The following is a 16,049-nucleotide window of genomic DNA, read 5'->3' as shown; positions in this document are numbered from 1 at the left end:
AAAATATATAATAAAATAGTATAGGAGTGATTTATTGGAGACAATCGTATTTGCTGGAATATCCCTCGTTTTATTGATTCCGATTGTTTATGTTTTACCATTGTCCCTTACTTTCAAGGGAAAGCTGGTCATAATCGGGGGTGCTGTTGCCGTTTCACTGGCGGGTCTAGTTGTGGCAAATAACTATCCTCTTTGGCAGGCTTTATTACTTTTGACTTTGCTGTTATTTTTGGCTTTATTCCTTATCGGTAAAAAAATCGAGCCATTAATGCTCTCGAATCAAGAAGAAGCGTCGGACTTCTATGAACGGTATAACGATTCTGCCGTTTTGATTGAAACGTCGAGAGATCGTGCTTCGTTATCCAAAATAGAAGAGTCAGAGGCGGAACAGAAAGAAAAAATGGGATTTGAGAGCAGCGAGCATCATGTTGCGGTATCTGAGGAACGCGTTCAGGAAACGGAGGAAGAGCAAGAATTCGCTGATGATGAGATCGTTGTTTTTGAGGCAGAGTTTTTGGATACGAGAACGGATGATTTAGAAGAAGTTGAAAGTATTTCAGAAATAGAAGTCCCGGTAAAAAGTGAAATAAGTGATATTGAAAAATTACTAGAAGAAGACTTCATGGAGCCGGTGACTGAAGAAACAGAAAGTATCCCAGAAATAGAAGTCCCGGTAAAAAGTGAAATAAATGATATTGAAAGATTACTAGAAGAAGACTTGATGGAGCCGGTGACCGAAGAAACAGAAAGTATTCCAGAAATAGAAGTACCGGCAAAAAGGGAAATAAGTGATATTGAAAAATTATTAGAAGAAGACTTGATGGAGCCGGTGACCGAAGAAACACAAAGTATCCCAGAAATTGAAATGCCGGTAAAAGGTGAAATAAGTGATATTGAAAGATTACTAGAAGAAGACTTGATGGAGCCGGTAACTGAAGAAACAGAAAGTATCCCAGAAATAGAAATGCCGATGAAAAACGATTTAAGCGAGATTGAAAAGCTACTTGATGATGAGTATGTGGAGCTGGAGATTGACGAAGAGAGTGACCCTATTCATCTAGAAGAGATGGAAGAACTGGCTGTATTACCTGAAGAACGCGAGTGGGTAACGGAAGTAATAGAGCCGGAAAATGACACAGAAACTATCGAAGTGAATACTGCGGAAGAGAAACTGGATTTCCATGGTTACTTAGAATCAAATGGTTTAGGGGAAAATCCCGAAGAGCCTGGAACTCTTGAAAATACGTCCGATGAAACAGGTAGTGAAGATAGTCAGGAAATGAATGTGGAAGAACCAGATATTCAGTTAGAAGATTCTTTAGAACCGGAAAGCCTTCTAGAGATTCCTGAAGCGCTTGTCCTAGAAATAGATAAAGCAAAAGAAGAGCAAGAGTCGTCGTCAGTCATTGCTAAGCCTGAAGAAACAACTCTTGAGAGTCCAACAGAACATGTCAGCGAATTGCAACAACAGATGTTTCAAACGATGGTTTCCCATATTCAAATCGCACAGCATCAGTTGAATGATAGCGAGTTCGAGCAACTGGTTATGAGCCATTTGCATCCGGAAATACCGGATCAACAGTATTACATATTTGGATCATTTTTAATTCAAACGTATATCACAGCGAAAAAGACGGAAAAGCTTCGTGAATTGATCGTGCAGTTAAAGGAAAAGTTCAGCGCGCACCCAATTCTTCTAGAAGAGTTAGCATTCATGGAAAACCGTTTTTGTTAAGATGAAAAATCAGAAGATAGGTATGGTGAAAATATGAAAAAAAGTACAGAAATTTTAGGCTTGCCCATTATCAGCATTTCAGAAGGTATGGAAATTGGAAAGGTGAAATCATTAGTGATCAATCCTGAAAAAGGCTCACTAGACTTTATCACAATCGAACATGAAGATTGGCAGGTTAGTGTAAGGGCCATTCCCTTCAAAAAAGTAATAGGGATTGGGGAATACGCTTTAACGATCCAAACCGAAAACTCTGTCATCGATTTAAATGAAATCCCGATTGCGAATCAGCTCGTGAATAAAAAAATCAAGATTACCGATGCCAAAGTGATGACCCGAAAAGGTGAATTATTAGGAAGCGTCCGCGAGTATTTTACGGATGAAGATAACGGTCAAGTCATCGGGATGCAGGTGAAAGTCGGGGATCATGAAGTAATTCTCCCATCTGAAACTGTTTTGACGTTTGGCAAGGACATTTTGATCGTGACGGAAGATGCTTCATCCCGCTTCCTCGAGCAGGCGGAACAGTTGATGGGTGAACAAGTCCCTGAGGCAGAAGTAGCTGCTGGCGAAGAAAACCCCAATGGGGAAGCTGATTTAAGGAATAAGCAAATTGAATTGCTTCAAGGAAAGCGATTGGTGAATAATGTTACGGGCCTAGACGGAAAAGTCCTTTTCTCGGAAGGTCGCGTTCTTTCGAAAGAGGATATTATTAACGCACAATCGGCGGGTCCGAGTGTATTGGTCGGGCTTTCCATGAATGTTGAAGCATAAAAAGGAGTTGCCTTTATGTGAAGAATCCACAAATGCTGAAAATTTTTCTGGTCTTTATTTTATCAACCGCATATATTTTTAGTTTTTCGCATTTTGGAGCGTCGGCTTACAATCAGATTTTCAAAGATTCAGCACAATTTGGTGAGAACACGACGATTGGGAGCCTGGATATAGAGGGTCAAAGTAAGCGGGAAGTAAGTACGCTACTGAGCGAGGCAACTGAAAAGTGGACGCAGAATACGGTCTTGGGCATCACTTATAAGGAAGGTCAAATGACCGTAGATAATGGGATTTTCAATTTTCAAAGGGAAAAGACGATTGTTTCTTTGCTTTCAGGCAAGAAAAATAAAGCAGTCGTCTCGGTTGACAAAGATTCTTTGCTAGAAGATTTATATGACATGTCCTTATCACTTGCATCTACTACGTTGGACATAGATAGGCTTGCCAATGACCTGGCGGTAAGTGCGGAGTTCTTAACGGAAGGGACCAAAACCCTTGAGCTGGAAAACTACATCGATGGAGATGTGGGCGAGGACGAGGTAATTGCTGAGGCTACGGTGAATGTAGGAGACGCTGCAACTGCCATTAAGGAATTGATTCCCTTGATACAGCCGTTGGAAGTGAAAGGGGAAACTCAATTTTCTCTTTTGCAGAAAATGTCGGAGCTTGAAGGAAAGAAATATAACTCAGACACATTGAGCCGGTTGGCGACAGCGATTTATGGTGTGGTCCTGCCGACTAACTTTACGATTCTTGAGCGGAATATCAGTGATCAACTTCCTGGTTATGCCAAATTGGGATTTGAGGCACACATCGATTCTGAAATGGGCCATGATCTGGTTTTTGCCAATACGAATAATCATGCATACCGGGTTGAACTTCAGGTAGAAGGAAAGAAATTAAAGGCGACATTAAAGGGGCAATCCTTCCTGAATTCCTATGAGGTAAAGACGACCGATGAAAAAAGGTACACGCCGAAAACGATTAAACAATATAGTGATGAGTTGGCCCCTGCTGCCATGCAGGTGAAAAAGGATGGCAAAGACGGTATAACAGTCAAGGTTCTTCGTCGCATCGAGTCCTCTGCGGGAGATCTTCTGGAGACGGAAACCGTATCTGAAGATTTCTATGCACCGATTCATCGAATTGAAGTATATGGATTGGAACTCAAAGTCATTCCACCTCCTTCTGATTCTAATAATGAAGATGCCTCTGATGCGGAGGATGAGAGCACGGAAAAAGACAATCAAGGGATTGACGAAGACACTGAGCAGGATCAGGGGGAAACAGAGAATGAATCGCCCGAAGATGCCAGTGGGAATAGCGATAGGAAAGAAAACAATAAGGACATCGAAAAAGGTAAACAAGATGGTGATCAAGTTAAGGGTGATAGTATCCAGGAAGCGGGTGGATACCCCAAATATGTGGAAGATCCCAACGTTCCCCAAAAATAAGGTAAAGCAGGGATAAATATGGCTCAAACCCGAAAAAGGCTTGGAGACTTATTGGTGGAAGCTGGTTTGATCTCTGAGGACCAGCTGCAAATTGCCTTGGAAGAAAAAAGTAAGTCACAAAAGCTTGGTGATGTATTGCTGCAAAAAGGGTATATCACGGAGCAACAGTTGATTGAAGTATTGGAATTTCAATTAGGTATCCCCCATGTGAGCTTATATCGGTACCCGTTCGATTCGAATATCTTCAGTTTGATTTCGGAGGATATGGCTAAGCGGAACTTAATGATTCCTTTGAAAAAAGAAGGCGAAAAACTATATGTCGCCATGGCTGACCCGATGGACTTTTATGCCATCGATGATCTACGGCTCTCAACTGGTTTTCAAATCGAACCAGCCATAGCGACAAAAGATGATATTTTGCGTGCGATTGCTAAACATTACACGGATGAAGACGGACTAGAAGAATTGATGGTTACCCTTAATCGCGATGTAAATAATCAAGAGGAAACAGTCGATCAGGATTCACCGGTCGTACGACTTGTCAATCAGTTGCTCTCGAATGCCGTTACGCATAAGGCAAGTGATATTCATATTGATCCCCAGGAAAAGAAATTGGTCGTCAGGTATCGCGTGGATGGTGTATTACGGTTGGAAAAGGTGTTACCCAAGAATATGCAAAACGTTTTAATTGCCAGAATCAAAATCATGGCGAAATTGGACATTACCGAACATAGAGTTCCACAAGATGGCCGGATTAAAGTGAACCTCGGCCATCATCCTGTCGATCTACGGGTGTCGACTCTTCCCACAATCTTTGGGGAAAAAATCGTCTTGCGGATTCTTGATTTAGGCAATAAGTTGAATGATTTGAAACAACTTGGATTCAATAAATTGAACCTACAGCGATTTGAATCCATGATTGCCCAGCCAAATGGAATTGTCCTGATTACAGGTCCGACTGGATCAGGGAAATCTTCGACCTTATATGCGGCCTTAAATCAGCTGAATACCGAGGAAGTCAATATCATTACGATTGAAGATCCGGTTGAGTTTCAGCTTGAAGGTGTGAACCAGATTCAAGTCAATACGAATGTCGGCATGACGTTTGCAACCGGTCTACGTTCCATCCTACGACAAGATCCAAACATCATCATGGTGGGGGAAATCAGGGATAAGGACACGGTAGAGGTGGCCATCCGTGCATCCTTGACAGGACATCTAGTATTAAGCACGATCCATACGAATGATTCACTAGGAACGATCACTAGATTGATAGATATGGGCGTCGAACCTTTTTTGGTCGCTTCTTCCTTGAGCGGAATCATGGCACAGCGATTAGTAAGAAAAGTGTGCCGGGATTGTGTCGAAAAACAGGAGCCGAGTAAGCGGGAAATCGATATTTTTGCAAAACGAGGCATGAAAATCGAAAGCATTAACCGGGGGCGCGGGTGTACGTCTTGTAATATGACTGGGTATAAAGGAAGGATTGCCCTTCAAGAAATATTGGTCATCAATGATGAGATGAGAAAACTGATTATGAATGGCGAGCCGCTTAACAAGCTCCGCGAAGTGGCCATGAAATATAAAACGATTTTCTTAATGGATGACGGCTTATTGAAAGTCAAACAAGGACTGACCACTACCGAGGAAATTCTTCGAGTAGCAGTTCTGGAATAGGGGTGTCAGTTTGAGAGCTAAAATTGATAGTTTACTAATGGCTGGCTTTGAACTAAAGGCATCTGACATTCATATAACGGTGGGTGTGCCACCAGTTATGCGCTTGAATGGTGAGTTGAAGAAATACGGAAAAGAACTGTTGCTTCCATCCGATACGGAAGGGATGGCTAAAGCGATTATCCCCGAAGAGATGTGGGAGCAATTTAAAGAACATGGTGAACTGGATTTTTCTTACGGCATTCCTGGGATTTCCAGATTTCGAATCAACACGTATATGCAAAGGTCCTGCGTGGCGTTGGCCGTCCGAATCGTGCCGACAAGAATTCCTACTTTAGATGAACTGCAGTTACCGTCCATTTTAAAGAAAATCGTCGAAAAACCCCAAGGCCTTGTCCTTTTGACGGGACCAACGGGAAGCGGAAAGTCAACAACACTCGCGTCCATGATTCAATATATGAATCAGACGATGCGTAAGCATATCATAACCTTGGAAGATCCCATCGAATATTTGCATAAGCATCAAAATTGCATCATTGACCAACGTGAAGTGGGTTTCGACACGAATAATTTCGCAAATGGCCTGAGAGCCGCTCTAAGGCAGGATCCCGATACGATTCTAGTAGGGGAAATGCGAGATTTAGAGACCATCCAGACGGCGATTACAGCAGCCGAAACGGGTCATTTGGTGTTTGGGACATTACATACATCGAGTGCCCCGACGACAATCGACCGGATCATAGATGTCTTTGAACCGGCACAGCAACCTCAGGTTCGAATCCAGCTTGCTAACGTCCTTGTTTCCATCATCTCGCAACGCTTGATTCCGACCGTCGATAAAAAAGGCAGGAAAGCTGCAACCGAGATTCTAGTCAATAATGCAGCTGTGGCCAATTTGATCAGAAATGAAAAAATCCATCAAATCGTCAATGTTATGCAGACTTCCAAGGCACAAGGCATGCATACCCTTGAAAGCAGCATTAAGGAACTATTGGCAGAAGGCGTCATATCCAAAGAAAGCGCCCATGCATTTTTACAGGACAAGGTGGAGTAAATGGCTAGGTTCAAATATTCAGGTCGGAATAAATCAGGGAAAAAGGCGGGGGTAGTCACCGCCGATACAAAGCGTGAGGCAATGGAGAAGTTAAAGCTGGAAGGCATTCGGGTCATCGAAATGACCTTGGTACCAGAAACGTTTTTAACAAGGGACCTTTCCATAGGAAACCCGGTAAAACTGCAGCATTTTGTTATCTTTATCCGTCAATTCTCCACACTGCTGCAATCAGGGGTCACGGTCGTCGATGCAACGAGCATTTTATCTCAACAGACGGAGAGCAAGCCTTTAAGCAAAGCGCTTGAAAGCATCGAACAGGATTTGCAGGAGGGGAAGGCACTCTCTGAAGCAAGTGCCAAGCATAAAAAAATCTTTTCGACGATGTATATCAATATGGTCAAGGCTGGGGAAGCTGGTGGTAATCTGGATAGTACCTTGGACCGGCTGGCCGATCATTTTGAAAAGCAACAGGCAACGAGGCAGAAAATCACATCAGCCATGGCCTATCCAGTTGTGGTCGCCTTTGTAGCATTTTTCGTGGTCATCTTTTTATTAACGTCCGTTGTGCCAACATTTGCTGATATGTTCAGCGATTTTGGTGGCGAATTACCGGCCATAACCCGCTTTGTTTTAGGGGCGAGCGGGTTCATGCAAAAAGCCTGGTACTTGGTCATTCTGTTTGCACTCTTGATCGCCATTGGGATTGTATCTTTTAAGAAAAATCCGAAGACGAAATACTATTTTGACTATGCAATGCTAAGAATGCCTTTATTCGGAAAGATGATGCAAAAAGCAGTATTGGCAAGAATGACGCGGACCCTCAGTTCCCTGTTCAGTAGCTCCGTACCGATTTTACAGGCGATGAAAATCGTCGAACAGGTAGTTGAAAATGAAGTGGTTGGCCGAGTCATCAGGGAATCACATGATTCCCTGGAGCGGGGCCAGTCAATCACAGACCCGATGAAAAAACATTGGGCTTTCCCACCATTAATCACCCAGATGATATCGATTGGCGAAAAAACAGGGGCTCTGGATGCGATGCTTGGGAAAGTCGCAGACTTTTACGAGAAGGAGGTAGAAGCAAGCACAGACCGCTTAAAGTCGCTTATAGAGCCGCTTATGATCGTCCTCCTTGCGGGAATTGTCGGCACAATCGTCATCTCGATCATGGTGCCAATGTTTGAAATCTTTAACCAAGTGGACAATATGTAAAAAATGTAAGAATAATTACCCCTTAACGCTGTATTTTTCTAGAAATATATAGTAATCTAATAGAAAAGTAACAGTAAAGTAACGAAATGGAAAATAAGAAGAGGAGGATTTATATGAATTTTATTAAAAAGCATCTTAAAAATGAACGTGGTCTTACCCTGATTGAGCTATTGGCCGTTGTCGTCATCTTGGGGATTATCGCAGCCATCGCCATTCCAAGTATCGGTAGCTTGATCAATAACTCGAAGAAAGACGCACATATTGCCAATGCACAGCAGATGGTTAGTGCGGCTAGAATGGAGGTTGCTGCTGGTGAAGCTAGGGAAGGTGATTTCACTTTAGCAAAATTAGAAGATGATGGTTATTTAGAGAACGTAGAAAATCCAAGTGGTGAAGGATATAACAAGTCGTCTAGTAAAGTAACCATTACTAAAGGGACGGGAACGGCCGATAAAAATAAATTCACTTATAAAGTAACGTTAATTGATGATGGAACAGGTGAAAAGGCGAAAAAGTATATTGATGATAAAGATCCAAGTACTTTAGATCGTGATGATATTAACTTATAAAAATGACTATCTATCTCTTACTCTTCCTTCTAGGTCTAACTCTAGGTTCATTCTATAACGTAGTCGGTTTAAGTGTACCGGCAAACAAGTCATTTACGAATCGGCGTTCGGCTTGTCCTTCTTGTGGACGAACCTTGTCGCCGTTTGAGTTAATACCGGTTGTTTCTTATGTGATACAAGGCGGGAAATGCCGTGGCTGTGAAGCCTGGATTTCCCCGCTTTATCCGGTTGTTGAATTGCTGACAGGCATTTTGTTCGCCGTCGCTCCTTTATTCTTGGGATGGACAAGTGAATTGTGGATAGCCTGGGCATTGATTTCTTTATTGATGATCATCTTCGTTTCCGATATGGCTTATATGCTTATACCTGATAAGATCCTGCTTTTTTTTGCAGTGGTTTTTTTATTTTTGCGAGTATTTTATCCACTATCTCCATGGTGGGATTCCATTCTAGGCGCGGCCGTCGGTTTTGGTCTCCTGCTTTTGATTGCCGTGGTAAGTAAGGGCGGAATGGGTGGCGGCGATATCAAATTGTTTGGCGTACTGGGCCTTGCACTGGGATTGAAGCTCGTGCTATTAGCATTTCTTTTTGCGACCTTCTATGGGGCTTTCCTTGGTATCATCGGAATTCTGACAGGAATGATTAAGAAGAAAACGGCCATCCCGTTTGGACCGTATATTGTTTTCGGCACTTTAACTGCCTATTTTTGGGGCGATTTTATTTTACAGTGGTATTTGCACTTTTTAAGATGACTTTAAAGTAAGGGGTATCTATCTATGGCTTTCTCTTTTCTTAGCGGAAAAAATCGAATAGTGAATTTGATCTTCAAAGATTATGTAATCCGGTATGTAGAGCTAAAGCAAGTGGATCCACCTATCGTGCATGCTTATGGTGAACGTTATCTGCCTCCTGGAATCATTAAAGAAGGCAAAATTATCGATTATGAAACGTTGCAGATGATTGTAGAGCAATGTGTTGAAGAGTGGGGTATTTTGAAAAGACAAGTGCGCTTTTTAGTGCCAGACCCGTTTGTCGTGATTCGAAAAATGATGATTCCAGAAGAAATAAAAGAAGATGAGATCGAAGGATTTTTATATTTGGAGCTGGGCACAAGCATTCATTTACCTTTTGAGGATCCGATTTTCGATACGGTATCCCTGGAGGATAATTCGGAAAGTAAGGAAATTCTCTTGTTTGCAGCTTCGGAAGAGCAAGTCTCGCAATATAGTGATTTGCTTGAAAGCACCAAACTGGAGCCCGTGGCTGCCGATATCTCTTCACTTGCAATCTATCGATTATGGGATGTTTCGAGAGAACTGGATTCCAGCGAACAGCTCATGTTGTTAGAATTAGATGTGGTTTCGGTGACAGCGACCATTTTCGTTGAAGATAAGCCTGTATTCATGCGTCATATTTTGCTCCCGGATGAGGTTTCCGAATGGGAAGTCGAACACTCGTCAAGTGGAATCGAAACGTTAGCTTATCAAGGTAACAGAGATATCTATTTTCAAACGCTTGAGGATACGTATGTAGAGATTGATCGATTGCTGACCTTTTATAAATATAATTTAAATAGTGGTCGGGACTCTGTTTCTACCATCTTAGTCACCGGAGATCATCCGTATCTTGAGGAGATTTCCGAAAAACTCTCAGACCATATGGATCTTCCTATCACTATCATAAATGAAAACATGGAAATGGTAATGGATGATGCTCCTTTATTGCAGCGATACCACTCTGCCGTTGGATTGGCCATCAAAGGGGTGAAATAATCATGCTAGTTGACATTAATTTACTCCCTAAGAAAGAAAAAAGAAATCCACATTTCTTCATTTATCTGATTCTCTTATTCTTGATAGCATTAGCAGTGGGTGCTTTGTTTTATTGGCAATATTCTTTGCAAACAGACCGGATTAGAAGCATGGATAAGCAGATATTGCAAGTGAGGGAAGCGACAGCTACGGTAGAACAAAATATGCTCAATACACAGAATTCCGGAAATTCCGTTACTGAATTACATAGTGTCATTGACTGGGCTGATACGTTTCCAATCGATACGGTGTTTGTGTTAAACCAGTTAACATTCCTGCTTCCAGAACGAGGTTTCTTCGATGCTTTTTCCTATAATGAAGATGGTTCCATTCAATTAACCGTCCAGTTTGATACCTCAAGGCAAGCTGCTTATTATTTGAGCGAATTGACTAAGTCTAAACTGATAGGTACCGCTGAATTGGTATCAGTGACCACTGAGGAAATGGAAAGGGAGATAGAAAACGTTGAGGAAGAAACAGAGGCCTTTCTGCCGCGTTATCTGGCTGTGTATACTATTAATCTCGACAAATCTGCCGTAAAAGAAGCTATAAAAGACGATGAGGAACAAGCCGGGGAAAAGGGTGGTGCTTCTGAATGATGAGGTTTTTCAATAAAAAGGAACTATTCTTATTAGCTGGCACCCTTTTTGTCTTTGCCTTGGTCTTTATTCTACTATACTTTTATCTATTAAATCCGGTAAAAAAAGAACTGGCCTCTAAGACATCCGAATTAAAAAATGAAGAACAGATTTTAGAGATGGTCCAAATGAAAGTTGGTACAGGGACGGGTGTTGATTTTGAATCGACGACAGAATTGCAAAAAAGACTGCCTGTGCAACCCTTAACTGATCAGTTTGTATTGAACCTGGAAAAAGCAGAAGTCGTGTCCAATAGCTTTATTGTCGATATGGCATTTGCCGATGGAGAAACTCCGGTTGAGCCTGAACCAACTGAGGCAACAGGAGCGGAAGAACCTGCAGCGACAGATGAGGCATCCGAAAGTACAGATACTAATGACCAAGATCCTGAAGTTGAAGGGGAAGCAACGGATTCAAAAGAAACAACGACCGAAGCTCAGGATCAAATTGTAACTGAGGCACCAGGAACACTGCCGAATAGTTTGAAAAAGCTATCAGCGACGATGAATGTAAAATCGTCTTCTTATGATGAAATGTTGGAATTTATTCAATCCATTCAAGCAACAAATCGAATTTTTACGATAGACAGCTTAACCTTCGAGGGAGCTAAGGAAGTCAGGTCCCGTGACCAAATTCAAGAACCTTTAGAGTATGGACTGACTGTGTCTGCCTATTACTATCCTTCATTAACGGATTTGCAGGACCAGACCCCGATTGTCGCAACACCAAAACCTAGTGAAAAGAAAAATCCATTCAGCACAAATGAAAGAGATGATGCTGATATGGATACTGGAAATTAGGAAGATGGTGCGAAAATATAGGAATGTGGATAATGAGAAGGGCATGACATTGATGGAAGTCTTGGCGGTGATTGTCATCTTAGGGATACTGGCTGCAGTGGCCGTCCCCATTTTTTTCAATGTGATACAGAATTCGCGGACCAATGCGTTCGTTTCAAATGATTATGCTTTTAGGGATGCTTCGAATTTTTATTTAAAGGATAAAGTCATGCGTGGAGATCGTGTGACAGAAATCAGCTATCAGGAGCTTGTCGAAGCTGGGTTTCTCGATAAGGTGGTAGACCCTGATACGAAAGAGTACTGGGACCCTTCAATTAATGAATCCTATGTGACTGCCTTGGATAATAAGGTCGTAGGAATATGTCTATACGGTGATAAACGTAAACTTTGCGGTGATGAAGGAGATGGGAAAGCTATCCCTTTTGAAGATGTATCACCTGAATTAGTGACAGATAAATGAAAAGAGAAAAATGACGAAACCTATTAATGACAAGACGACAAAAGTCTTGTTATTTTTTTTTGCCCCTATGTTAGGATGAAAAAAATGAAGCAGAGAGGAGGAAGAAAAGTGGACAAGTCCGAAAAACGTAAAGGGGTAAAGATTAAAATAAATGGAGAAGAAAAAATATTTGTGGGTGAAAATAAGCGGGAGTCTACAGAGGAAATTCCAGAGGCTGCAAGTAAGGAACAACCGGATGATAGTTTCGAGTGGATTTTGCCGGATGATTCCGTAGAAAACAAGGTTGTATTGGTTCCTACACCACCTAAGAAGAAAATGCCGAAGCTTATCGGTTTTAATACACATACGGGCAAACGTCTTGGTAACAGGTCTGTAAAGACTTTTGTGATTGCTGTTTTTTGTGCGATTTTATTTGGATCGGTACTGGGCCTTATCGCCGTAAATACCATAACGAAGGAAAAGGCAACGGATTCTCCGGTCGAAACAGCGATCACGACGACGGCATCCCCAGTTGTAAAGAATGATAGCGGGGGTGAAAAAGGGCAGGGGATGGAACTGAAAACGTTCCTGGTTCAAGGTGGGATATTCAGTAGCGAGGATGCCGCGAAACAAATCCAGGAGAAAATCGTGGAAAAACAGGTTCCTGCTGAAATATTCAAAATGGAGGACAGCTATTATTTATTCCTAGGTTCAGCTGAAAGCTTGATTTCAAGTAAAGAGCTAGCTTTATTTTTAAAGACCTATGATGTGGAAGTATTTTGGAAGGAAATTGATTTAAAAGCGTCGGGAATAAGTGCAGAAGAAGAGAAAACGCTGGATGTCATGAAGGGGATTTATTCATCCCTATCAGAGATTTCATCAGGAGAGCTTCGTGGGAAGGAAACGAAATGGGATGCTGAAACGTTGAAAAAAGATATGGATAAGCTAAAGGATGAGAAACTTTCATCTGAGCTTTCACAAATGAACACCCATTTAGCGGCCGCAGCCAAGCTGATCAGTGAGTATGAGACGTCCAAAAAGGATGAACAGCTATTAGAGGCACAGGGAAAACTATTGAAGTTTCTAAAGGATTTTCAAAGTATGGGGAGTTAAGAACAGGTATGTGAAGGGGAAGCTGTTTTCTAAAGAAAAAGTTCCCCTTTAGGAGGAAATTGTTTGAATTAGGAACCTTTTTTTATTTTCCAGGAAATAAGACTGAATCTTTGTCGATTCCTGGTAAACAATAATTGTGGAATTCTTCATAATTTGATAGGATGAAAAGGTATCTCTCCTAGTAAAGAAAGGTGAATTTTTATTATGCATTCATTAATTTTAGCTTCTTCATCACCACGCCGTAAAGAACTTCTACAATTCCTACAAATCCCCTTCGAAAGTATGAATTCCAATGTCGATGAAAGTATTGACGAAAACATGCAGGCAGAGGACGCAGTGCAAGAATTAGCTGTAAGGAAAGCGGAAGCCATTGCAACAAGATATCCGGACAGTTGGGTAATCGGTTCCGATACCGTCGTGGTACTTGACGGGCAAATCCTCGGAAAGCCGGCCAATCGTGCTGATGGAAAAAGAATGCTTGAAATGTTATCGGGTAGAACACACGAAGTTTATACAGGTGTGGCCATCCTATATGGTGAGCACAGCAGCGTATTCGCAGAAAAAACGGAAGTGACTTTTTGGGAGCTATCAGAACCTGAAATCGAACGTTATCTGGACAGTGGTGAACCATTTGATAAAGCTGGGAGCTATGGGATCCAAGGGTTGGGTTCGCTTCTTGTCAAACAAATCAATGGGGACTATTTCTCGGTAGTTGGACTTCCCATTTCAAGGCTAGCAAGAGAATTAAAGATGATGGAATCTGAGTGGACGTAAGATTTCGGACTGATTTCCTCCCTTTTATTAAGAAAGGGTGGATGCTTTGAGTGAAAAGATGTTAATTAGGGATTATCCGAAAGAAGAGAGGCCGCGTGAAAGGTTCTTGCAGGATGGTCCCCAGAGCCTCTCGAATCAAGAGTTACTTGCGCTTTTGTTAAGGACGGGATCTAAGGAGGAATCTGTGCTTCAGCTCTCCAATAGGCTTATCAAGGCTTTTGAGGGATTCCGGCTTTTGAAAGAAGCGTCCGTAGAGGAATTGACTGCAATCAAGGGAATCGGGGAAGCGAAAGCAATCCAAATCCTGGCATCGGTAGAACTTGGCCGACGAATCCATAAATTAAATGATCAAGACCGCTATGTGATCCGTTCCCCGGAAGACGGGGCCAATTATTGCATGGAAGAAATGCGTTTTTTGTCGCAGGAACATTTTGTTTGCCTTTACTTAAATACGAAAAACCAAGTCCTTCATAAACGAACTGTCTTCATAGGCAGCCTCAACGCTTCGATTGTGCACCCACGCGAAGTATTCAAAGAAGCCTTCCGTAGGTCGGCAGCCTCTATCATTTGTCTTCATAACCACCCCTCCGGAGATCCTTCTCCTAGCAGAGAAGATATTGAAGTGACAAAAAGGTTAGTAGAATGTGGTAAAATAATGGGGATAGAAGTACTGGACCATATCATCATCGGGGAGCATAAATATGTGAGTTTAAAGGAAAAAGGTTATTTATGACACTATCCAAATTTTTGACGATACGATATAATGTTGTTTATGATTTTTAAAAGAGGGAACTTTTTTCAAAAACCTATTGTCAAAAAACGACAAATTATCATTTGAACTTATAAAAAGGCATTTTTGTTTACGAAAGGGAGATACCATAATGTTTGGAATTGGCGCAAGAGATATAGGAATTGATTTAGGAACGGCGAATACGCTCGTTTATGTTAAAGGAAAAGGCATTGCTGTCCGTGAACCGTCGGTTGTTGCCGTGCAGACAGATACAAAGCAGATCGTTGCTGTCGGTAAAGACGCAAAAAACATGATTGGCCGTACACCGGGAAATGTAGTGGCACTTCGTCCTATGAAAGATGGCGTAATCGCTGATTATGAAACAACGGCTACGATGATGAAATATTATATGAAAGAAGCTCAGAAAAAAGGCGTATTTGGCAACAAGCCATATGTCATGATTTGTGTGCCTTCAGGAATTACGGCTGTTGAACAACGTGCAGTGATTGACGCAGCTAGACAAGCTGGTGCTCGCGATGCTTATCCGATTGAAGAGCCATTTGCAGCTGCTATCGGAGCGGATCTTCCTGTTTGGGAACCTACAGGCAGCATGGTTGTTGATATTGGTGGAGGTACTACGGAAGTGGCCATCATTTCCCTTGGCGGTATCGTGACAAGCCAGTCAATCCGCATTGCTGGTGATGAGATGGATGATGCAATCATCGTTTACATACGTAAAAACTACAACTTGATGATTGGTGAGCGTACATCGGAAGCTATTAAAATGGAAATCGGTTCTGCAGGTGATACAGAAGGAATCGAAAACATGGAAATTCGTGGTCGTGATTTATTGACGGGTCTTCCAAAAACGATTGAAATTACGGCAGAGGAAATATCCAAAGCATTACGTGATACAGTGTCAGCCATTGTGGATTCTGTCAAAAACACGTTGGAAAAAACTCCACCGGAACTTGCAGCTGACATCATGGATAGAGGCATAGTATTGACAGGTGGCGGTGCTTTACTGCGTAATTTGGATAAAGTCATCAGTGAAGAAACGCAAATGCCGGTTATTATTGCCGAAAACCCTCTTGATTGTGTAGCGATTGGAACAGGGAAAGCTTTGGACCATATTCACTTATTCAAGACGAAATCTAGAGATTCTCGCTAAGCGGTACTTATAAAAAAGGCCGGCTCAACAAAAGATCGCAATTTTGAGCCGGCTTTTCTATTTTTTTACCTGTCTTAAATGTGTAGTTTTTTGACAGAAGATAT

16 protein-coding genes are annotated in these 16,049 nt (G+C 41.9%); all 16 read left to right on the top strand.

From position 1 onward, the window contains the following. Positions 1–34 precede the first annotated feature (34 nt). The 16 genes from ACQKL0_RS06180 to ACQKL0_RS06105 all read left to right on the top strand — a co-directional run bounded on the left by ACQKL0_RS06180 (position 35) and on the right by ACQKL0_RS06105 (position 15,945). Positions 35–1,735, top strand: a complete 1,701-nt coding sequence (locus tag ACQKL0_RS06180) for a hypothetical protein (protein WP_427686679.1) — start codon at positions 35–37, stop codon at positions 1,733–1,735. Between the two features lie 33 nt (positions 1,736–1,768). After that, on the top strand, positions 1,769–2,506 hold the full coding sequence (locus ACQKL0_RS06175) for a PRC-barrel domain-containing protein (protein WP_427686677.1): 738 nt from the start codon (positions 1,769–1,771) through the stop codon (positions 2,504–2,506). Positions 2,507–2,523: 17 nt separating this feature from the next. Further along, the gene (locus tag ACQKL0_RS06170) at positions 2,524–3,960 is read left to right on the top strand and encodes a VanW family protein (protein WP_427686675.1); all 1,437 of its coding nucleotides are present in this window, start codon (positions 2,524–2,526) and stop codon (positions 3,958–3,960) included. A gap of 18 nt (positions 3,961–3,978) precedes the next feature. Then, positions 3,979–5,637: a GspE/PulE family protein gene (locus tag ACQKL0_RS06165; RefSeq protein WP_427686673.1), complete on the top strand. Its 1,659-nt coding sequence runs from the start codon at positions 3,979–3,981 to the stop codon at positions 5,635–5,637. Positions 5,638–5,647: 10 nt separating this feature from the next. After that, on the top strand, positions 5,648–6,688 hold the full coding sequence (locus ACQKL0_RS06160) for a type IV pilus twitching motility protein PilT (RefSeq protein ID WP_402958171.1): 1,041 nt from the start codon (positions 5,648–5,650) through the stop codon (positions 6,686–6,688). Beyond that, positions 6,689–7,900, top strand: coding sequence for a type II secretion system F family protein (locus ACQKL0_RS06155; protein WP_427686671.1), 1,212 nt, complete (start codon positions 6,689–6,691; stop codon positions 7,898–7,900). A gap of 113 nt (positions 7,901–8,013) precedes the next feature. Further along, the gene (locus ACQKL0_RS06150; protein ID WP_427686669.1) at positions 8,014–8,469 is read left to right on the top strand and encodes a prepilin-type N-terminal cleavage/methylation domain-containing protein; all 456 of its coding nucleotides are present in this window, start codon (positions 8,014–8,016) and stop codon (positions 8,467–8,469) included. A gap of 2 nt (positions 8,470–8,471) precedes the next feature. Continuing rightward, positions 8,472–9,221, top strand: a complete 750-nt coding sequence (locus ACQKL0_RS06145) for a prepilin peptidase (RefSeq protein ID WP_427686667.1) — start codon at positions 8,472–8,474, stop codon at positions 9,219–9,221. A gap of 24 nt (positions 9,222–9,245) precedes the next feature. After that, positions 9,246–10,241, top strand: coding sequence for a type IV pilus biogenesis protein PilM (gene pilM / locus ACQKL0_RS06140; RefSeq protein WP_427686665.1), 996 nt, complete (start codon positions 9,246–9,248; stop codon positions 10,239–10,241). Positions 10,242–10,243: 2 nt separating this feature from the next. After that, positions 10,244–10,879, top strand: coding sequence for a hypothetical protein (locus tag ACQKL0_RS06135; protein ID WP_427686663.1), 636 nt, complete (start codon positions 10,244–10,246; stop codon positions 10,877–10,879). Further along, entirely contained in the window at positions 10,876–11,718 is an 843-nt protein-coding gene (locus ACQKL0_RS06130; protein ID WP_427686662.1) for a hypothetical protein, read from the top strand. The genes ACQKL0_RS06135 and ACQKL0_RS06130 overlap by 4 nt, the downstream gene beginning before the upstream one ends. 4 nt (positions 11,719–11,722) lie before the next feature. Further along, positions 11,723–12,178, top strand: coding sequence for a type II secretion system protein (locus tag ACQKL0_RS06125; RefSeq protein WP_427686660.1), 456 nt, complete (start codon positions 11,723–11,725; stop codon positions 12,176–12,178). Between the two features lie 108 nt (positions 12,179–12,286). Next, entirely contained in the window at positions 12,287–13,270 is a 984-nt protein-coding gene (locus ACQKL0_RS06120) for a hypothetical protein (protein ID WP_427686658.1), read from the top strand. 204 nt (positions 13,271–13,474) lie between these two features. Beyond that, positions 13,475–14,044, top strand: coding sequence for a Maf family protein (locus tag ACQKL0_RS06115; protein WP_427686656.1), 570 nt, complete (start codon positions 13,475–13,477; stop codon positions 14,042–14,044). 58 nt (positions 14,045–14,102) lie between these two features. Beyond that, complete coding sequence (gene radC / locus ACQKL0_RS06110) at positions 14,103–14,777, top strand: RadC family protein (RefSeq protein ID WP_427686800.1); 675 nt, start codon at positions 14,103–14,105, stop codon at positions 14,775–14,777. Positions 14,778–14,925: 148 nt separating this feature from the next. Further along, complete coding sequence (locus ACQKL0_RS06105) at positions 14,926–15,945, top strand: rod shape-determining protein (protein WP_402875797.1); 1,020 nt, start codon at positions 14,926–14,928, stop codon at positions 15,943–15,945. The last annotated feature ends 104 nt before the right edge of the window (positions 15,946–16,049 follow it).

The organism is Peribacillus sp. NPDC097264 (assembly GCF_050277925.1).
GTDB lineage: Bacteria > Bacillota > Bacilli > Bacillales > DSM-1321 > Peribacillus.
The sequence above is the reverse complement of the archived record's forward strand: the minus strand, read 5'-3'. Positions and strand labels throughout refer to the sequence as shown.

Excerpts from the sequence above, each read along its gene's own strand:
- ACQKL0_RS06115 (WP_427686656.1), top strand. The coding sequence starts at position 13,475 with ATGCATTCATTAATTTTAGCTTCTTCATCACCACGCCGTAAAGAACTT.
- ACQKL0_RS06105 (WP_402875797.1), top strand. The coding sequence starts at position 14,926 with ATGTTTGGAATTGGCGCAAGAGATATAGGAATTGATTTAGGAACGGCG.
- ACQKL0_RS06125 (WP_427686660.1), top strand. The coding sequence starts at position 11,723 with ATGGTGCGAAAATATAGGAATGTGGATAATGAGAAGGGCATGACATTG.
- ACQKL0_RS06135 (WP_427686663.1), top strand. The coding sequence starts at position 10,244 with ATGCTAGTTGACATTAATTTACTCCCTAAGAAAGAAAAAAGAAATCCA.
- ACQKL0_RS06130 (WP_427686662.1), top strand. The coding sequence starts at position 10,876 with ATGATGAGGTTTTTCAATAAAAAGGAACTATTCTTATTAGCTGGCACC.
- ACQKL0_RS06150 (WP_427686669.1), top strand. The coding sequence starts at position 8,014 with ATGAATTTTATTAAAAAGCATCTTAAAAATGAACGTGGTCTTACCCTG.
- radC (WP_427686800.1), top strand. The coding sequence starts at position 14,103 with ATGTTAATTAGGGATTATCCGAAAGAAGAGAGGCCGCGTGAAAGGTTC.
- ACQKL0_RS06145 (WP_427686667.1), top strand. The coding sequence starts at position 8,472 with ATGACTATCTATCTCTTACTCTTCCTTCTAGGTCTAACTCTAGGTTCA.
- ACQKL0_RS06165 (WP_427686673.1), top strand. The coding sequence starts at position 3,979 with ATGGCTCAAACCCGAAAAAGGCTTGGAGACTTATTGGTGGAAGCTGGT.
- ACQKL0_RS06175 (WP_427686677.1), top strand. The coding sequence starts at position 1,769 with ATGAAAAAAAGTACAGAAATTTTAGGCTTGCCCATTATCAGCATTTCA.
- ACQKL0_RS06155 (WP_427686671.1), top strand. The coding sequence starts at position 6,689 with ATGGCTAGGTTCAAATATTCAGGTCGGAATAAATCAGGGAAAAAGGCG.
- pilM (WP_427686665.1), top strand. The coding sequence starts at position 9,246 with ATGGCTTTCTCTTTTCTTAGCGGAAAAAATCGAATAGTGAATTTGATC.